The following is a 15,640-nucleotide window of genomic DNA, read 5'->3' as shown; positions in this document are numbered from 1 at the left end:
GTCTTAGTAGTTCGACTTCAGCTGCACGCAGGTTTTGGTTTCTTTGTTATACATGCCGCATTTCAGGTCTTTCCAATCGGCTTCCAGCACGGCGGATTCGGGCAGGAAATCGGTCCATGCGTCGCCCGGAACTGGTTCGGTCTGGGAGATGATGTCGAATTGGCCATCGGCGCGGATCTCGCCAATCAGCACGGGTTTGGTCAGGTGGTGGTTTGGCAGCATCTCGGCTGTGGTCCCGGTCAGGTTCGGGAATTTCTGCCCGATCATTGCATCCGACACCGCATCAACTTCTGTGGTGCCAGCGGCTGTGACCGCGTTCACCCACATGTTGAAGCCGATGTAATGCGCTTCCATCGGGTCATTCGTTGGGCGCTTGGTGTCTTTGATGTAGGCGTGCCATTGTTCGATGAACGCCTTGTTTTCCGGGGTGTCGGCGGACATGAAGTAGTTCCACGCCGCCAAATGGCCGACGAGGTTAGAGGTATCGAGGCCCGCCAGTTCTTCTTCGCCGACCGAGAAGGCGCAGACGGGGAGTTTGTCGGCGGTGACACCAGCGGCGGCGAGTTCTTTGTAAAAGCCGATGTTGGCGTCGCCGTTGATGGTGGAAATCACGCCGACTTTTTTACCATCGGCACCCAAGGCCACCACGTCACCGACGATTTTCGACCAATCGGAATGGCCGAACGGGGTGTAGTTGACGAAGATATCCTCTTTGGCGATGCCTTTCGAGACCAGATAAGCCTCTAGAATATTGTTGGTGGTGCGCGGGTAGACGTAGTCGGTGCCGAGCAAAGCGAATTTCTTCACGCCGAGTTCTTCAAGGTAGTAATCCACCGCCGGGATCGCCTGTTGGTTCGGCGCTGCCCCGGTGTAGAACACGTTTTTCGAGGATTCCTCTCCCTCATATTGCACCGGGTAGAACAGCAGGCCGTTCAACTCCTCAATCACCGGCAGCACGGATTTGCGCGACACCGAGGTCCAGCAGCCGAACATCACGTCAACCTTGGAAACCGTCAGCAGTTCGCGGGCCTTTTCGGCGAACAAGGGCCAGTCCGAGGCGGGATCAACAACCACCGCTTCGATTTGTTTGCCGAGCAGACCGCCTTTGGCGTTCTGAGCCTCAATCAGCATCAGCATGGTGTCTTTCAGCGTGGTTTCCGAAATCGCCATCGTGCCCGACAGCGAGTGCAGCACGCCGATCTTGATGGTTTCTCCGGCAGCGAAGGCAATGTGTGGCAGCGCCATAGATGCTATGCCGGAAGCCAATAGCGCGCGTCTGGTCAGTTTCATGTTACGTCCCCTGTTGGGCCCGCTCTGGCGCTTCCATTCAAGGGAAGAACGTCCATACTGAGAGGGCAGCGTTTGTTGCAAACGTGCGGTGGCGAGGCCGTCCAAAACCAATCGCTGCCGCACACCCTTTGCTTGAGCAGACCCAAGCAAATGCAGCAAAGGCCGGGGGGGCCAATGCGGCAACGGTCTTGCGCGGGAAGCCGCCTACAAAAGCGGATCGGGCGGAGGGATGCCTGTTTTGTGGGCGCGGGTAGATGCTGCGGCGCAGAAATTGGGCGGAATTTTGTGGAATCGGCGGCGATCTCCGACGCAAAGGTCGAGGAAACCGACATCTGGTGTCGTGGGGCGGGGTGGACGGCGGCTGTGGTCTGCTTATGCTGCGGGAAAATGGGCAAAGGGGGCAACATGACGGTTCACGGGTTTACCACGGCAGAATTTGCGCCGTTGCGGGCGGCGTTTGAAGATTGCTTTGCGCTGGGGCAGCACGGTGGCTCGGTCGCGGTGGTGCATCGGGGTGTGCTGGTGGCCGAGTTGTGGGGCGGGTCTCCGGATGCCGCAGATGCGCGGGATTGGCAGCAGGATACGCTGGTGAATGTATGGTCCTGCACCAAAGGCATCGCGGCGGTGGCGATGGCGATGTTGGTGGATCGGGGCCTTGTGGATTACGATCAGCCGATGGCACGGTATTGGCCGGAGTTTGCGGCGAACGGCAAAGGCCACATTACGGTAGGTGAGGCTTTGTCGCATCAGGGCGGCTTGGACGGGCTTTCGGTGCCGATGGATCTGGCGGGGCTATATGCGGGGGCACCCTATGCGCAGGCACTGGCCGCGATGGCGCCGTTGTGGCCACCGCGCAGTCGGTCGGTGTATCACGCGATTTCGTTGGGGATGATGGTGGCGGAACCCCTGAGGCGGATTTCGGGGCAGGGGTTTGGCAGCTTTTTAGCGTCGGAAATCGCCGGGCCATTGCGGGCGGATATGTTTGTGGGGTTGCCTGAGGCGGAGGAGGCTCGGGTGGCAGAGGTGATCGAGGGGGCAGGGGTGACGGATGGCATCGCAGAGGTGCTGGCCTCGGCACATCCGAACGCGTGGGAAAATCCGACGATCCGCCCGACCGAACCTAACACACGGGCATGGCGGACGGCGGAGATACCGGGGGCGAATGGGCAGGCGACGGCGAAGGCTTTGGCGTTGATCTATGGCGATTTGGTCTCGGGCGCGTCTCAGTTGTTGTCGCCCGGCGCGTTGGCGGAGGCGACGAAGGTGCGCTTTCAGGGTGTGGATGCGGCGCATGGCGGTGAAGTGGCTTATGGCGCGGGCTTTGGGCTGATGCAGCAGGGCGCGCGGGCGGGGAGTTTTGGCCATTCCGGCTGGGGCGGGTGTTTTGGCTTTGCTGATCCGGCGGCGGGGTTTGGCATGGGCTATACCACCAACCATATGCTGGGGTTTGACGATGAGATTGATCCGCGCCGCAAGGTACTTGTCGAATGTGTTTACCGCGTGCTTGATGGCTTGAAGTAAGAGGTCTCCGATGAGCAAACCCCGCGCGCGCGATCTTGGCCTGCCGTTTCTCGGCACCCCCGGCCCGTTGAACGCGATCACCGATGTGGCGGGGGTAACAGTGGGGTTTACCACTCTGACCGATCCGGCGTCGAAGATGCGCACCGGTGTGACGGCCATTCGTCCGCGCGCGGACGAAGGCGTGCCAGTGCCGGTCTGGGCCGGGCATTACGCGCTGAACGGCAATGGAGAGATGACGGGCACGCATTGGATCGACGATGCGGGCTATATGATTGGCCCGGTCTGCATCACCAACACCCATGGCGTCGGCGCGGTGCATCATGGCGTGACCGTGTGGATGATCGAGCAATATGCGGAGTTTTTTGCGCAGGATCACGGCTGGGCGATGCCTGTCGTGGCCGAGACTTATGACGGCGTGTTGAATGATATCAACGCGTTGCATGTGACGCCTGACCATGCGGTGGCGGCGCTTTGGGCGGCGAAGGGCGGGTCTGTGGCCGAAGGTTCGGTCGGCGGCGGCAACGGGATGATTGCCTATCAGTTCAAGGCGGGGACGGGGACAGCCTCACGGGTGTTTGAGATTGGCGGGCAGAGTTACACGATGGGCTGTCTGGTGCAGGCCAATCACGGGCGCAGGCCGGATTTTCAGGTGTTGGGCAGGCAGGTTGGCCAGTTGATGCCGGAGGGAGTGTTTGACAGGGGGCTGCGGCGACAGGAAATGGGCTCGATCATCGTGGTGCTGATCACTGACGCACCTTTGTCGGGGCTGTCGTTGCGTCAGGTTGCCAAGCGCGCGGCTTTGGGGATCGGGCGGGGCGGCACGCCGGGGGGGAATTCTTCGGGCGATATTTTTCTGGCACTTTCCACGGCGAACCCCGGCCCGATGCCGCACCGGGCGGGGGCGGTGCTGACCAAGACGGAAGTGAACGGCGAGGCGATTGATCCGTTGTATCTGGCGGCGGTGCAGGCGGTGGAGGAGGCGGTGGTGAATGCTATTGTGGCGGGTGAGGATGTGGCGACGTTCAAGCCCACAGGCCATATTGTGCCCGGCATCGACACAGTCCGATTGGCCGCGTTGTTCTGATGTTTGATCTGGTGATCTTTGATTGCGACGGCGTGCTGATTGATAGTGAAATCATCTCGGCGCAGATGTTGATTGATGCTTTGGCCGAGCGCGGCGTGCAGATTGATCTGGCCTATGTGGCGCGGCATTTTCTGGGGCGGTCTTATCCGACGGTGATGAACACCATCCGCGAACAGTTTAACCTGACGCTGCCGCCGGATTTTGAGGAAGACTATCGCGCCCGTCTGTTGGAGCGGTTTGAGCGCGATTTAAAGGTGATGCCGGGGGTGGCCGAGGTGATCGCGGGCATGGGCGTGCCGTATTGTATCGCGACCTCGTCCAGCCCGCTGCGGGCGGCGCGGTCTTTGAACATGGTGGGGCTGGGGCATCTGGCGGGGCCAAAGCTGTTCACCTCGACTCTGGTGGCACGCGGCAAGCCTGCGCCGGATTTGTTCCTCTATGCGGCGCAGAAAATGGGGGCCGATCCGGCGCGTTGTCTGGTGATTGAGGACAGCTTGACGGGTATCCGCGCGGGGTTGGCGGCAGGCATGGTGGTGTGGCGGTTTACCGGGGGCAGTCATCTGAAGGATCGGGCCTTGGATGAGCCCGAGGATGCGCGCCCGCATAACAGGTTTGCATCCTTCGCCGACTTCTACGACATTGCGCCAGAGTTGAAGGGGCGCAGATGAGCCGGACCGATCCAGAACCGACGCTGAGTGATGAAGCCGCCCGCGCGGGTTGGCTGTATTATGTCGGCGGGTTGACGCAGGATCAGATTGCGACCGAGTTGGGGGTGTCGCGCCAGCGCGCGCAACGTCTGGTCAGCCGGGCGATGGCGGAAGGGTTGATCCATGTGCGGCTCAATCATCCGATAGGGGCCTGTCTGGACCTTGAGGCCGAACTGACCCGACGCTTTGGTCTGCTGCGCTGCCGGGTGGCCCCCAGTCTGGGGCCGGGCTCGGATGGGGTGCGGGCGATTGGGCCCGCAGCGGCGGCGGAGTTGGAGCGGTTTTTGCGGATGCCCGCACCCTCGGTGATCGGTTTGGGCACCGGGCGGGCGATGCGCGGCATGGTCGATGCGGTCTCGCCGATGGACGCCGATCAGCACCGGTTGGTATCGCTGATCGGCAATATCGCGCCGGATGGCTCGGCCTCGTTCTTTGACGTGGTGATGCGGATTTCCGACAAGGTGCGTGCGCCGCACTACCCGATGCTGGTGCCGGTGATCAGCCCGACGCCGCAGGAAAACGCGGCGTTTCATGCGTTGGGTCCGGTGAAAAAGGTGGTCGATCTGGCGCAAGCGGCGGATGTGATTTTCGTCGGCGTCGGCCAGATGAGCAATGATGCGCCACTGCTCAAGGATGGATTCGTCACCCGCGCCGAGCTGGACGAGATGCAGGCGGCAGGCGCAGTGGGCGAAGTGGCAGGTTGGGTGTTCGACTCACGCGGTGTTTATCTTGACGTGGGCACCAATACACGCACCGGTGGAGTGAGAGTCGCGCCGGGGTTGGACCGGCCATCCATCGGAATTGCTGCGGGTGCATCAAAGGTTCCGGCCATTGCGGGCGCATTGAAATCTAGAATTATCAACGGCTTGGTCACGGACGAGCCGACCGCGCAGGCGTTGCTAAACCGCCTGTAATCTTTGCAGATGCGGCGTAAAAAGGGGCTTGACGGATCACACCTTTGTGTGAGCATTTACTCACTAAGCGATGAAATGCTCAATCGCTGATCTGGGAGGATACCAATGAACATGACGCTTCGCGCGCTGCTTGGCGCGACGGCTCTGCTTACCCTTGCGGGTCTTGCATCGGCCGAAACCACGATCACCGTCGCCACCGTGAACAACGGCGACATGATCCGTATGCAAGGGCTGATGGACGATTTCTACGCCAAGAACCCCGACATCAAAGTCGAGTGGGTCACGCTGGAAGAAAACGTTCTGCGCCAGAAAGTCACCACCGATATCGCCACCAAAGGCGGTCAGTTCGACGTTTTGACCATCGGCACCTATGAAGTGCCAATCTGGGGCAAATCGGGCTGGCTGGTCAGCTTGAACGATCTGCCCGCAGCTTGGGACAAAGCCGACCTGCTGCCCGCAATCGCTGGCGGTCTGACGGTGGATGGCGAACTTTACGCCGCCCCGTTCTACGGCGAATCCTCGATGGTGATGTATCGCAAAGACCTGATGGAAGCCGCTGGCCTGACCATGCCGGATGCGCCAACTTGGGCTGATATCGACAAAGCGGCTGCTGCGATGACCGACAAGTCGAAAGAGCAGTATGGCATTTGTCTGCGTGGCAAAGCTGGCTGGGGCGAGAACATGGCGTTCCTGACCGCAATGTCGAATTCGTTCGGCGCGAAGTGGTTCGATATGGATTGGAAGCCACAGTTCGACCAGAAGCCTTGGGCTGATACTTTGGCCTTCTATCTGCACCTGATGAACGATTACGGCCCGCCCGGTGCATCCAACAACGGCTTCAACGAAAACCTCGCTCTGACCCAGCAGGGCCATTGCGGCATGTGGATTGATGCCACCGTTGCGGCATCGTTTGTAACTGGCAAAGACAGCACGGTTGCTGACAAAATGGGCTTTGCTTTGGCACCTGACAATGGTCTGGGCAAGCGCGGCAACTGGCTGTGGGCGTGGTCTTTGGCCATTCCGGCAGGTTCGGCCAAGGTAGATGCGGCCAAGGTCTTCGTGGCTTGGGCGACATCGAAAGAATACACCGCGCTGGTGGCTGAGAAAGAAGGCTGGGCCAACGTGCCTCCGGGAACCCGCACCTCGCTTTATGCGAATGCGGAATACCAAAAGGTGCCGTTCGCCAAGATGACCTTGGACAGCATCAACTCGGCTGATCCGACCCATCCGACCGTCGATCCGGTGCCTTATGTTGGCGTGCAATTCGTCGCTATCCCGGAATTCGCGGGCATTGCGACCGAAGTCGGCCAGCAGTTCTCGGCAGCACTTGCGGGCACCACCACGGCGGCTGACGCCTTGGCTGCGGCACAAGAGCTAACCACGACGGAAATGACCAAAGCCGGTTACATCAAGTAACCAGCGACGAGGGCGGGGCTGCATCTCCCAAGGGTGGCCCCGCTTTTCCGCGCTAAGCGCCGTTTCCAAGCGCCAGCGCCCCTGACGCACAAGTCGCTTCAAGACGACCGCGCCCTTTCCCAAAATTTGCATCGGAGGAGGTTTCCTATGGCCACCCAGCATTCGCGTATCGCCGCACGCTTTATGGTCGCGCCGTCGGTCGTGCTGTTGTTTCTGTGGATGATCGTGCCGCTTGTCACCACGATCTATTTCAGCTTTCTGGACTATAAATTGCTGGTGCCGAAGCCAACGACCTGGGCCGGATTTGACAATTATTACTACTTCCTGACCGACCGCACTTTTATCGCTTCGATCCTGCACACATTGGCCATCGTGCTGGGGGTTTTGTTCATCACTGTCGTGGGCGGCATCTTGCTGGCGCTGTTGATGAACATGCCATTCTGGGGCCAAGGCATCGTCCGCGTGCTGGTGATAGCACCCTTCTTCGTGATGCCCACGGTGTCGGCACTGGTCTGGAAGAACATGTTTATGAACCCGGTGAATGGAATGTTTGCCCATATTGCCAAGGGGTTGGGTCTGCAGCCGTTTGACTTTCTAAGCCAAGCTCCACTGCTGTCGATCATCGGCATCGGCATCGTGGCGTGGCAATGGCTGCCGTTTGCAACGCTGATCCTGCTGACCTCGCTGCAATCTTTGGATGGTGAGCAGCAAGAAGCCGCGGAGATGGATGGCGCAAGCGTGCTGAGCCGGTTTTTCTACCTGACCGTGCCACATCTGACCCGCGCTGTAACCGTGGTGATCCTGATCCAAACCATTTTCCTGCTGGCCGTATTTGCCGAGATTTTCGTCACCACCAGCGGCGGTCCGGGTACTGCGACCACGACAATTTCCTACCTCGTCTACATCCAGTCGCTTGTCAAATACGATGTCGGCGCAGGTTCGGCGGGCGGCATTATCGCGGTCATTCTGGCCAATATCGTTGCCTTCTTCGCGATGCGAATGATTGGCAAGAATCTGGACGCGTGAGGACATATCATGGCACGCAGCACAACAACCAATAGCAAAGTCATCGTCACCATCGGGGCATGGCTGGTCGGGTTTCTGATCTTCTTCCCGATCCTGTGGATCTTCTTGATGAGTTTCCACACCGAGGGTGATGCGATCAAATCGCCGTTTGCGATGCTCGCCTCACCTTGGACAACCGAAGCCTATCAGGCGGTGCAGACCCAGAACAGCTACGGCAAGTTCTTTATGAACTCGGTGGTGATCTCGGTTGGCTCCACCGTGCTGGCGCTGATCATCGGGATACCGGCGGCTTGGTCGATGGCGTTTGTTCCCGGCAAAAAGACCAAAGATCTTTTGATGTGGATGCTTTCCACCAAAATGATGCCCGCCGTCGGGGTGTTGATCCCGATGTATCTGGGCTTCAAGGTGACGGGCCTCTTGGACACCCGCACCGGGCTTGTCGCCATCGGAACCCTGATCAACCTGCCAATCGTGATCTGGATGCTGTACACCTATTTCAAGGAAATCCCCGGTGAAATTCTTGAAGCGGCACGGATGGATGGCGCGAGCCTAAGCTCGGAAATACTTTATGTGCTGACCCCGATGGCGCTGCCCGGCATCGCCTCGACCCTGCTTTTGAATGTCATCCTGTCGTGGAATGAGGCGTTCTGGTCGCTGCAACTGACCACTTCGGATGCGGCCCCCCTGACGCAGTTCATCGCCAGCTTCTCGGCCCCCGAGGGTCTGTTCTACGCAAAACTTTCGGCGGCCTCGACCATGGCCATCGCTCCAATTCTGATCATGGGCTGGTTCAGCCAGAAACAACTGGTCCGCGGCCTGACCTTCGGCGCGGTGAAGTGAGGACATCATGGGTAAAATCGTTCTGAAATCGGTGCGCAAATCCTTCGGTGATGTGCATGTCATCCCTTCCGTCGATCTGACGATTGAGAATGGCGAGTTTGTGGTGTTCGTCGGGCCTTCGGGCTGCGGCAAATCCACCTTGCTGCGGTTGATCGCTGGGCTGGAGGATACCTCATCCGGCACCATTGAGATTGATGGCAAGGATGCCACTGCGCTGCCGCCGGCAAAGCGTGGACTAGCGATGGTGTTCCAGTCTTATGCTTTGTATCCGCATATGACGGTGCGCAAAAACATCATGTTTCCGCTGAAAATGGCAGGGATGGATATCGAAGCGGCCACCAAGAAGGCCGATGCCGCCGCCAAGGTTTTGAACCTGACCAGCTATATGGAGCGTAAACCGGGGCAGCTTTCGGGCGGTCAGCGTCAGCGTGTCGCCATTGGCCGCGCGATTGTGCGCGAACCTGCGGCGTTTCTGTTTGACGAGCCGCTCTCAAACCTTGACGCGGCTTTGCGCGGCAATATGCGGCTGGAGATCACCGAACTGCACCACACGCTGAAAACCACGATGATCTATGTGACGCATGATCAGGTCGAAGCCATGACCATGGCCGATAAGATCGTGGTGCTACAGGCGGGGAATATCGAACAGGTCGGGTCGCCGTTGGATCTGTATAATCACCCGGCGAATGTGTTTGTCGCGGGCTTTATCGGCAGCCCCCGGATGAACCTTTTGACCGGGGCGGATGCGCAGGCGATGGCGGCCACGACGATTGGCGTGCGCCCCGAGCATGTGGATATCTCGACCACAGCCGGCAAATGGAAGGGCGTTGTTTCGGTGGCAGAACTGCTTGGGTCAGACACCTTCCTGCATGTCAATGTCGAAGGCCATGGCTCGATGACTGTGCGGGCTGGCGGCGATGTCACCCTGCGCTATGGCGATGCGGTTTACTTGTCGCCGCAGGATGGCAAAGTACACCGCTTTGGCGCTGACGGAAAGGCCATGGCATGAGGCTGGGTGGCAAAACCGCCCTTATCACCGGGTCGGCCCGTGGCATCGGTCTGGAGTTTGCCCGCGCCTATATTGCTGAAGGGGCCACGGTTGCCTTGGCCGATATCAACGCCAAGGCTGTTGCAGAAGCTGCCGCTGCGCTGGGGCCGAAGGCGATTGGCGTGCAGATGGATGTGACCTCGCAGGCGTCGATTGACTCGGGGTTTGCAAGTGCGATTGAGCAGATGGGTGGCTTGGATATTCTGGTGAACAACGCGGCTTTGTTCACAGCCTCGCCGATTGCCGAGATCACCCGCGCTGAATATGACCGTTTGTTCGCAGTGAATGTCTCGGGCACGTTGTTTTGCATGCAGGCTGCCGCGAAACACATGATTGCGCGCGGAAAAGTCGGTAAAATCATCAACATGGCGTCTCAGGCGGGGCGTCGGGGTGAGGGGTTGGTGGCGGTTTACTGTGCTACCAAAGCCGCCGTGATCAGCCTGACGCAAAGCGCTGGCTTGGGGTTGATTGAACACAAGATCAACGTCAACGCGATTGCGCCCGGTGTGGTGGATGGCGAGCATTGGGACGGTGTCGATGCCTTCTTCGCCAAGTATGAGAACAAGGCTCCGGGCCAGAAAAAGCGCGAAGTGGGTGCGGCTGTGCCTTTTGGCCGCATGGGCACTGCCGCGGACCTGACCGGAATGGCGATTTTCCTCGCCACGCCCGAGGCCGAATACATCGTCGCGCAATGCTTCGGCGTTGACGGCGGCAACTGGATGGCATGAACATGAATGACAGTTCACAAATTGCAAAAATGCCCGCCTATGACCGCAGCAAGTTGACCCCCGGTATTGTGCATATCGGTCTGGGCAACTTCCATCGCGCGCATATGGCAGTGTATTTGGACGATCTGTTCGCAATGGGTCTGGCGCAGGATTGGGCGATCCTGGGTGCGGGCGTGCGGGAAGGCGATGCGCGGATGCGCGAGGCGATGTTGGCGCAGGATTGCCTGTCGTCGATCATCGAGTTGGACCCGAAAGGCAAGTCCGCCCGCCGGGTGGGGGCGATGATCGGGTTTATCGAGGTGCAGCCGGATAATGCCGCGCTGATCGCTGCGATGGCGAAACCCGAAATCCGTATCGTCAGCCTGACCGTGACCGAAGGTGGCTATTTTATCGACCCCGCGACGGGGGAATTCGACCCAACCGCCCCGGAAATCGCCGCCGACGCCGCCAATCCGCACCGCACCGCGTTTGGCGCGATCATTGCGGCACTCAAAGCCCGCCGCGCCGCTGGGGTTGCTCCGTTTACAGTGATGTCCTGTGACAACCTGCCCGGCAACGGTCATGTGACTGAGGCTGCCGTTGTTGGCCTTGCCCGGCTGTCCGACCCCGCGCTTGCCGATTGGATCAAGGCCAATGTCGCCTTCCCGAACGGCATGGTCGACCGCATCACCCCCGCGACTGGCCCGCGTGAACGCGCGATGGCTGCGGCGTTTGGGCTTGGCGATGATCCGGTGCCCGTCACCTGTGAGCCGTTCCGCCAGTGGGTGCTGGAGGATAACTTCCCCGCTGGCCGTCCGCCGTTGGAGAAGGTCGGCGTCACGCTTTCCAGTGATGTGCATGCCTATGAGGCGATGAAAATCCGCATCCTGAACGGTGGCCACGCCACCATCGCCTATCCCGGCGGTCTGCTGGACATCGAATTCGTGCATGAGGCGATGGCGCATCCGTTGATCCTTGGCTTTCTGAACAAGCTGGAGGCCACCGAGATCATCCCCACCATTGCGCCAGTGCCGAACACCAATCTGGTGGATTACTACGCCAAAATCGTCGAGCGGTTCTCCAACCCCGAAGTGGCCGATACCGAGCGCCGTCTCTGCCTTGATGGCTCTAACCGTCAGCCCAAATTCATCGTGCCACCGCTGCGTGACCGTCTGGCGGCGGGGCAATCTTGCGATGGCTTGGCGCTCGTCAGCGCCTTGTGGTGTCGCTATTGCACCGGCACCTCGGACAAAGGCACCTATATCCCGCCGAACGATCCGAACTGGGAAGCGCTGCAAGTCACCGCCAAAGCCGCCCAAACCAATCCGCAGGCTTGGCTGGATCAGCGCACAATCTATGGCGATCTGGCGGATAATCTGACGTTCCAAGCGGTTTTTGCTACACAACTCGCCCGCGTCCGCGACGAGGGGTGCGAAGCAGCCCTGCGCAGCTACATCGGCTGATCCCCACTGAACAGCTGATGTGCAGCCGCGCGGACTTCCCCATACGCGCGGCTGCGCCTATCTCTGCCTCAACAGCATGGCCGTGCAGGATGATCCCGCACCGCTCTGGGAGACAGATATGAATATCGAACTTGGCCTTGATACCTTTGGCGACGTGACCGTGGACGCGCAGAGTGCGCAAAAACCGATGGATCAGGTGATCCGCGATGTCGTCGATGAAGCCGTGGTCGCCGATCAGGCCGGCGTGCATTTCATCGGTTTGGGGGAACATCGCCGCCCGGATTTCGCGATTTCCTCGCCCGAAGTGATCTTGGCGGCCATCGCGGGTCGCACCAGCAAGATCCATTTGGGCACAGCGGTGACGGTGCTGTCGTCGGATGATCCGATCCGGGTGTTCCAACGGTTTTCCACCCTGAACGCGATCTCGAACGGCCGGGCTGAGGTGATCTTGGGGCGTGGCAGCTTCACCGAAAGCTATCCGCTGTTCGGCTATGCGATGGACGATTACGAGCTACTGTTCGAGGAAAAGCTGGATATTTTCGCCAAGCTGGTGCGCGAACCTACGCTCACTTGGTCGGGTGAAACCCGCACGGCGCTGAAAAACCAGATCGTGTATCCTCCGGTTGGCCCGAAGCAGCTGACCACTTGGGTCGGTGTTGGTGGCAGCCCGGAATCGGTGGTGCGGGTGGTCCGTCAAGACTTGCAGCTGATGCTGGCGATCATCGGCGGCGATCCACGACGGTTCTTGCCCTATATCGACCTCTATCACCGTGCAGTAGATCAGTTGGGCAAAACAGTGCGCCCGATTGGTATTCATTCACCGGGGTTTGTGGCGGAAAGCGATGAGGCCGCGCAAGAGGCGCTTTGGCCGCATTATCAAACCATGTTTGGCCGCTTGGGCCGCGAGCGTGGCTGGCCGCCCACCACCAAAGAGCGGTTCTTGGACGAGGTCCACCATGGCTCGCTTTATGTCGGCTCGCCGGAGACCGTGGCGAAGAAGATCGCTGCGACGATCCGCGATCTGAAAATCCAGCGGTTTGACATGAAGTATGCCACGGGACCGATGCCGCATAGCCAGTTGGTCAACTGTATCCAGCTCTATGGCGAAAGGGTGATTCCGATGGTGCATGATCTGCTGGCCGCCTAATCGGCCAAGCGATTGAGTGCGAAAAATAGCTGCGGCGAGCCGGTCCCGTCGCAGCTTTTGCTTTTCGGGTGCTACGATCAAAGCCCACGCTTATTTTTGCGACGCGCCATGACAATGCCCAGATTTGCGCGCAAGATCGCACAACTCTAAGCTTAACCGCCGCTCCGGCGAGGAGACCTCATGCTCGATATATCGCCGGACCGGCTGACCTTGGAACCCATCGAAATCGCCTCGCGCGATGAGATTGAGGCGCTGCAACTTTGCCGTCTGAAATGGTCGCTGGCCCATGCCTATCACAATGTGCCGCATATCAACGCCGCCTTCAAAGCCGTAGGTGTGCATCCCGATGATCTGCGTCATCTCAGCGATATCTCCCGCTTTCCCTACACCACCAAAGCCGATCTGCGCGCCAATTACCCGTTTGGGCTGTTCGCCGTACCGCGTGAAAAGGTTGTGCGCCTGCATGCGTCCTCAGGCACCACCGGCAAGCCAACCGTGGTGGGTTACACCGCGAAAGACATCGACACTTGGTCGCATCTGATGGTGCGCACCATGCGGGCTTGCGGCACACGACCGGGCGAGGTGGTGCATATTTCTTTCGGTTATGGGCTGTTTACCGGCGGCTTGGGCTTTCATTACGGGGCCGAAAAAATGGGCTGCACTGTGGTGCCGGTATCGGGTGGAATGACGCATCGGCAGGTCAATCTGATTGAGGACTTTGCTGCCACCACGATCTGCTCGACCCCGTCCTATATGCTGTCGATCCTGGACGAATACCGCGCGCAGGGGCGTGATCCGCGCAAAAGTGCGCTGCGGGTGGGGATTTTCGGCGGCGAACCTTGGACCAACGCGATGCGCGCCGAGATTGAGACGGCATTCGATATGCACGCGCTGGACAACTACGGGCTGTCCGAGGTGATCGGGCCGGGCGTGGCGGCGGAATGTGTGGAAACCAAGGATGGTTTGACGCTGTGGGAAGATCATTTCCTCGCCGAGATTATTGATCCCGACACCGGCGCTTTGCTGCCAGACGGGGAATATGGCGAGTTGGTTTTGACCTCGCTGACCAAAGAGGCGTTTCCGGTCGTGCGCTACCGGACGCGGGATTTGACCCGGCTGTTGCCCGGCACGGCGCGAAGCATGCGGCGGTTGGAGCGGATGCGGGGCCGCAGTGACGATATGATGATCCTGCGCGGGGTGAATGTGTTCCCGTCTCAGATAGAGGAGCAGGTGGTGGCGTATCCCGGACTTGCGCCGCATTTCCAGATTGAGTTGCGCCGCGAGGGGCGGCTGGATTCGATGCGGGTGTTGGTAGAGGCTGTTGTGGCGGCAGATGCGGCGGAACTGGCGCGGCTGGGGGCGGGCCTGCACAAGCGTATCCGGCAGATGTGGGGGATCAATATTGAGATTTCAGCTGGCCAGCCGGGTTCTGTGCCGCGCAGCGAGGGCAAGGCGGTGCGGATCGTCGATCTTCGGCCTAAGGTTTGAAAATGGAGAGGGTCCCAACTCGGGACCTTTTTTAGCTGTTTGAAATCAATGCTGTAGGGTGCTGGATTTAAGGATTCTTTAAGGATTTGGCGGTTTACTGGGAATTGGCGGGATTAATCCCCGTAAGCGCCTGTGATCAAATGGTCGGTGGGAGTATGTGATGATCGTGCCGCTTTTGCTCTGTCTGGCCTCGGGGATCGGGCTTGTCTTGGCGGTTGTTATGCCGGGGTGGCAGGATTTGGGGATGCTGGCGGGCCCTGCGCTGCTGGCAAGCGCTTGGCTTTTGCTGCGCTCTGCGCTTGCGCGTGGGGCGGCGGAGCGTGGGCGCGAAGCGTATTCGATCCACCGACAGGTGTCTGCGCAGACCGGCCCACCCCGGCGCGGCGTGTTTGCGCGCAAGCAGTCACCGCCAAAATATGTCGTGGTCGATGGCTCTAACGTTATGCATTGGAAGGATAACGTGCCGCAGATCGATTCGGTGCGGGCGGTGGTGGAGAAGCTGACGGCGGCGGGTTATGCGCCGGGCGTGGTGTTTGATGCCAATGCGGGCCATAAACTGATGGGCAAGTATAAGCACGACTATGCCTTCGGGAAACTTTTGGGCCTGCCGCAGGATCGGGTGATGGTGGTGCCCAAGGGCACGCCCGCCGATCCAGTGATTTTGGCATCGGCCAAGGCTTTGGGCGCGCGGATTGTCAGCAACGATCGGTTTCGCGATTGGGCTGCGACGCATCCAGAGATGAGCGTTCCGGGCCATGTGATCGCGGGCGGTTATCGCGACGGGCAGGTTTGGTTGGATATGGCGTGAGGGATCGCTTTGGCGAAGCACATTTACAGCGCGTTGCGGTAAATTGGTTTCATATCCTGCGATAAGGCTTATCCCTTTTAGTCCGGTCGGCCTACATGTTGACGCGGCGCAGAACCTCGCGTCTGCGGCTTTAGAGGCGACCCGGATCAGTTTTGATCGCTATGCTGAGTTATGGGTGGCG

At 59.7% G+C, this 15,640-nt stretch carries 14 protein-coding genes; 13 read left to right on the top strand and 1 reads right to left on the bottom strand.

The genetic code is table 11. The annotated features are described in order from the left end of the window. Positions 1-3: 3 nt before the first annotated feature. Entirely contained in the window at positions 4-1,245 is a 1,242-nt protein-coding gene (gene urtA, locus ACP7AP_RS20440) for an urea ABC transporter substrate-binding protein (protein WP_426037216.1), read from the bottom strand. Positions 1,246-1,695: 450 nt separating this feature from the next. Between urtA and ACP7AP_RS20435 the strand changes: the two genes are divergently transcribed. The 13 genes from ACP7AP_RS20435 to ACP7AP_RS20375 all read left to right on the top strand — a co-directional run bounded on the left by ACP7AP_RS20435 (position 1,696) and on the right by ACP7AP_RS20375 (position 15,459). Next, a complete protein-coding gene (locus ACP7AP_RS20435) occupies positions 1,696-2,811 on the top strand; it encodes a serine hydrolase domain-containing protein (RefSeq protein ID WP_426037184.1) in 1,116 nt (371 codons plus the stop codon). Between the two features lie 10 nt (positions 2,812-2,821). After that, positions 2,822-3,895, top strand: coding sequence for a P1 family peptidase (locus ACP7AP_RS20430; protein WP_426037182.1), 1,074 nt, complete (start codon positions 2,822-2,824; stop codon positions 3,893-3,895). Next, complete coding sequence (locus ACP7AP_RS20425) at positions 3,895-4,563, top strand: HAD family hydrolase (protein WP_426037180.1); 669 nt, start codon at positions 3,895-3,897, stop codon at positions 4,561-4,563. Before ACP7AP_RS20430 ends, ACP7AP_RS20425 begins: the two co-directional genes overlap by 1 nt. Beyond that, positions 4,560-5,516: a sugar-binding transcriptional regulator gene (locus tag ACP7AP_RS20420; protein WP_426037178.1), complete on the top strand. Its 957-nt coding sequence runs from the start codon at positions 4,560-4,562 to the stop codon at positions 5,514-5,516. Before ACP7AP_RS20425 ends, ACP7AP_RS20420 begins: the two co-directional genes overlap by 4 nt. Positions 5,517-5,621: 105 nt before the next feature. Next, positions 5,622-6,932 carry an ABC transporter substrate-binding protein gene (locus tag ACP7AP_RS20415; protein WP_426037176.1) on the top strand — a complete coding sequence of 437 codons (1,311 nt, stop codon included), beginning with the start codon at positions 5,622-5,624 and terminating at the stop codon, positions 6,930-6,932. Positions 6,933-7,079: 147 nt separating this feature from the next. Beyond that, the gene (locus tag ACP7AP_RS20410; protein ID WP_426037174.1) at positions 7,080-7,958 is read left to right on the top strand and encodes a carbohydrate ABC transporter permease; all 879 of its coding nucleotides are present in this window, start codon (positions 7,080-7,082) and stop codon (positions 7,956-7,958) included. A gap of 9 nt (positions 7,959-7,967) precedes the next feature. After that, positions 7,968-8,798 (top strand): carbohydrate ABC transporter permease, encoded by an 831-nt coding sequence (locus tag ACP7AP_RS20405; protein ID WP_426037172.1) that lies wholly within the window; start codon positions 7,968-7,970, stop codon positions 8,796-8,798. 7 nt (positions 8,799-8,805) lie between these two features. Further along, positions 8,806-9,807 carry an ABC transporter ATP-binding protein gene (locus ACP7AP_RS20400; RefSeq protein ID WP_426037170.1) on the top strand — a complete coding sequence of 334 codons (1,002 nt, stop codon included), beginning with the start codon at positions 8,806-8,808 and terminating at the stop codon, positions 9,805-9,807. Next, positions 9,804-10,574, top strand: coding sequence for an L-iditol 2-dehydrogenase (locus tag ACP7AP_RS20395; protein WP_426037168.1), 771 nt, complete (start codon positions 9,804-9,806; stop codon positions 10,572-10,574). The genes ACP7AP_RS20400 and ACP7AP_RS20395 overlap by 4 nt, the downstream gene beginning before the upstream one ends. Then, positions 10,571-12,016, top strand: a complete 1,446-nt coding sequence (locus ACP7AP_RS20390) for a mannitol dehydrogenase family protein (protein WP_426037166.1) — start codon at positions 10,571-10,573, stop codon at positions 12,014-12,016. Before ACP7AP_RS20395 ends, ACP7AP_RS20390 begins: the two co-directional genes overlap by 4 nt. A 118-nt stretch (positions 12,017-12,134) precedes the next feature. After that, positions 12,135-13,163 carry an LLM class flavin-dependent oxidoreductase gene (locus ACP7AP_RS20385; protein WP_426037164.1) on the top strand — a complete coding sequence of 343 codons (1,029 nt, stop codon included), beginning with the start codon at positions 12,135-12,137 and terminating at the stop codon, positions 13,161-13,163. Between the two features lie 180 nt (positions 13,164-13,343). After that, positions 13,344-14,651, top strand: a complete 1,308-nt coding sequence (locus ACP7AP_RS20380) for an AMP-binding protein (protein WP_426037162.1) — start codon at positions 13,344-13,346, stop codon at positions 14,649-14,651. Positions 14,652-14,811: 160 nt separating this feature from the next. Continuing rightward, entirely contained in the window at positions 14,812-15,459 is a 648-nt protein-coding gene (locus ACP7AP_RS20375; protein WP_426037160.1) for an NYN domain-containing protein, read from the top strand. Positions 15,460-15,640 lie beyond the last annotated feature (181 nt).

The organism is Cypionkella sp. TWP1-2-1b2 (assembly GCF_049896245.1).
Lineage (GTDB): Bacteria > Pseudomonadota > Alphaproteobacteria > Rhodobacterales > Rhodobacteraceae > Cypionkella.
The sequence above is the reverse complement of the archived record's forward strand: the minus strand, read 5'-3'. Positions and strand labels throughout refer to the sequence as shown.

What these genes read in the sequence shown, in the direction of transcription:
- urtA (WP_426037216.1), bottom strand. Translation starts at nt 1,245, where the DNA reads ATGGCGCTGCCACACATTGCCTTCGCTGCCGGAGAAACCATCAAGATC.
- ACP7AP_RS20435 (WP_426037184.1), top strand. Translation starts at nt 1,696, where the DNA reads ATGACGGTTCACGGGTTTACCACGGCAGAATTTGCGCCGTTGCGGGCG.
- ACP7AP_RS20430 (WP_426037182.1), top strand. Translation starts at nt 2,822, where the DNA reads ATGAGCAAACCCCGCGCGCGCGATCTTGGCCTGCCGTTTCTCGGCACC.
- ACP7AP_RS20425 (WP_426037180.1), top strand. Translation starts at nt 3,895, where the DNA reads ATGTTTGATCTGGTGATCTTTGATTGCGACGGCGTGCTGATTGATAGT.
- ACP7AP_RS20420 (WP_426037178.1), top strand. Translation starts at nt 4,560, where the DNA reads ATGAGCCGGACCGATCCAGAACCGACGCTGAGTGATGAAGCCGCCCGC.
- ACP7AP_RS20415 (WP_426037176.1), top strand. Translation starts at nt 5,622, where the DNA reads ATGAACATGACGCTTCGCGCGCTGCTTGGCGCGACGGCTCTGCTTACC.
- ACP7AP_RS20410 (WP_426037174.1), top strand. Translation starts at nt 7,080, where the DNA reads ATGGCCACCCAGCATTCGCGTATCGCCGCACGCTTTATGGTCGCGCCG.
- ACP7AP_RS20405 (WP_426037172.1), top strand. Translation starts at nt 7,968, where the DNA reads ATGGCACGCAGCACAACAACCAATAGCAAAGTCATCGTCACCATCGGG.
- ACP7AP_RS20400 (WP_426037170.1), top strand. Translation starts at nt 8,806, where the DNA reads ATGGGTAAAATCGTTCTGAAATCGGTGCGCAAATCCTTCGGTGATGTG.
- ACP7AP_RS20395 (WP_426037168.1), top strand. Translation starts at nt 9,804, where the DNA reads ATGAGGCTGGGTGGCAAAACCGCCCTTATCACCGGGTCGGCCCGTGGC.
- ACP7AP_RS20390 (WP_426037166.1), top strand. Translation starts at nt 10,571, where the DNA reads ATGAACATGAATGACAGTTCACAAATTGCAAAAATGCCCGCCTATGAC.
- ACP7AP_RS20385 (WP_426037164.1), top strand. Translation starts at nt 12,135, where the DNA reads ATGAATATCGAACTTGGCCTTGATACCTTTGGCGACGTGACCGTGGAC.
- ACP7AP_RS20380 (WP_426037162.1), top strand. Translation starts at nt 13,344, where the DNA reads ATGCTCGATATATCGCCGGACCGGCTGACCTTGGAACCCATCGAAATC.
- ACP7AP_RS20375 (WP_426037160.1), top strand. Translation starts at nt 14,812, where the DNA reads ATGATCGTGCCGCTTTTGCTCTGTCTGGCCTCGGGGATCGGGCTTGTC.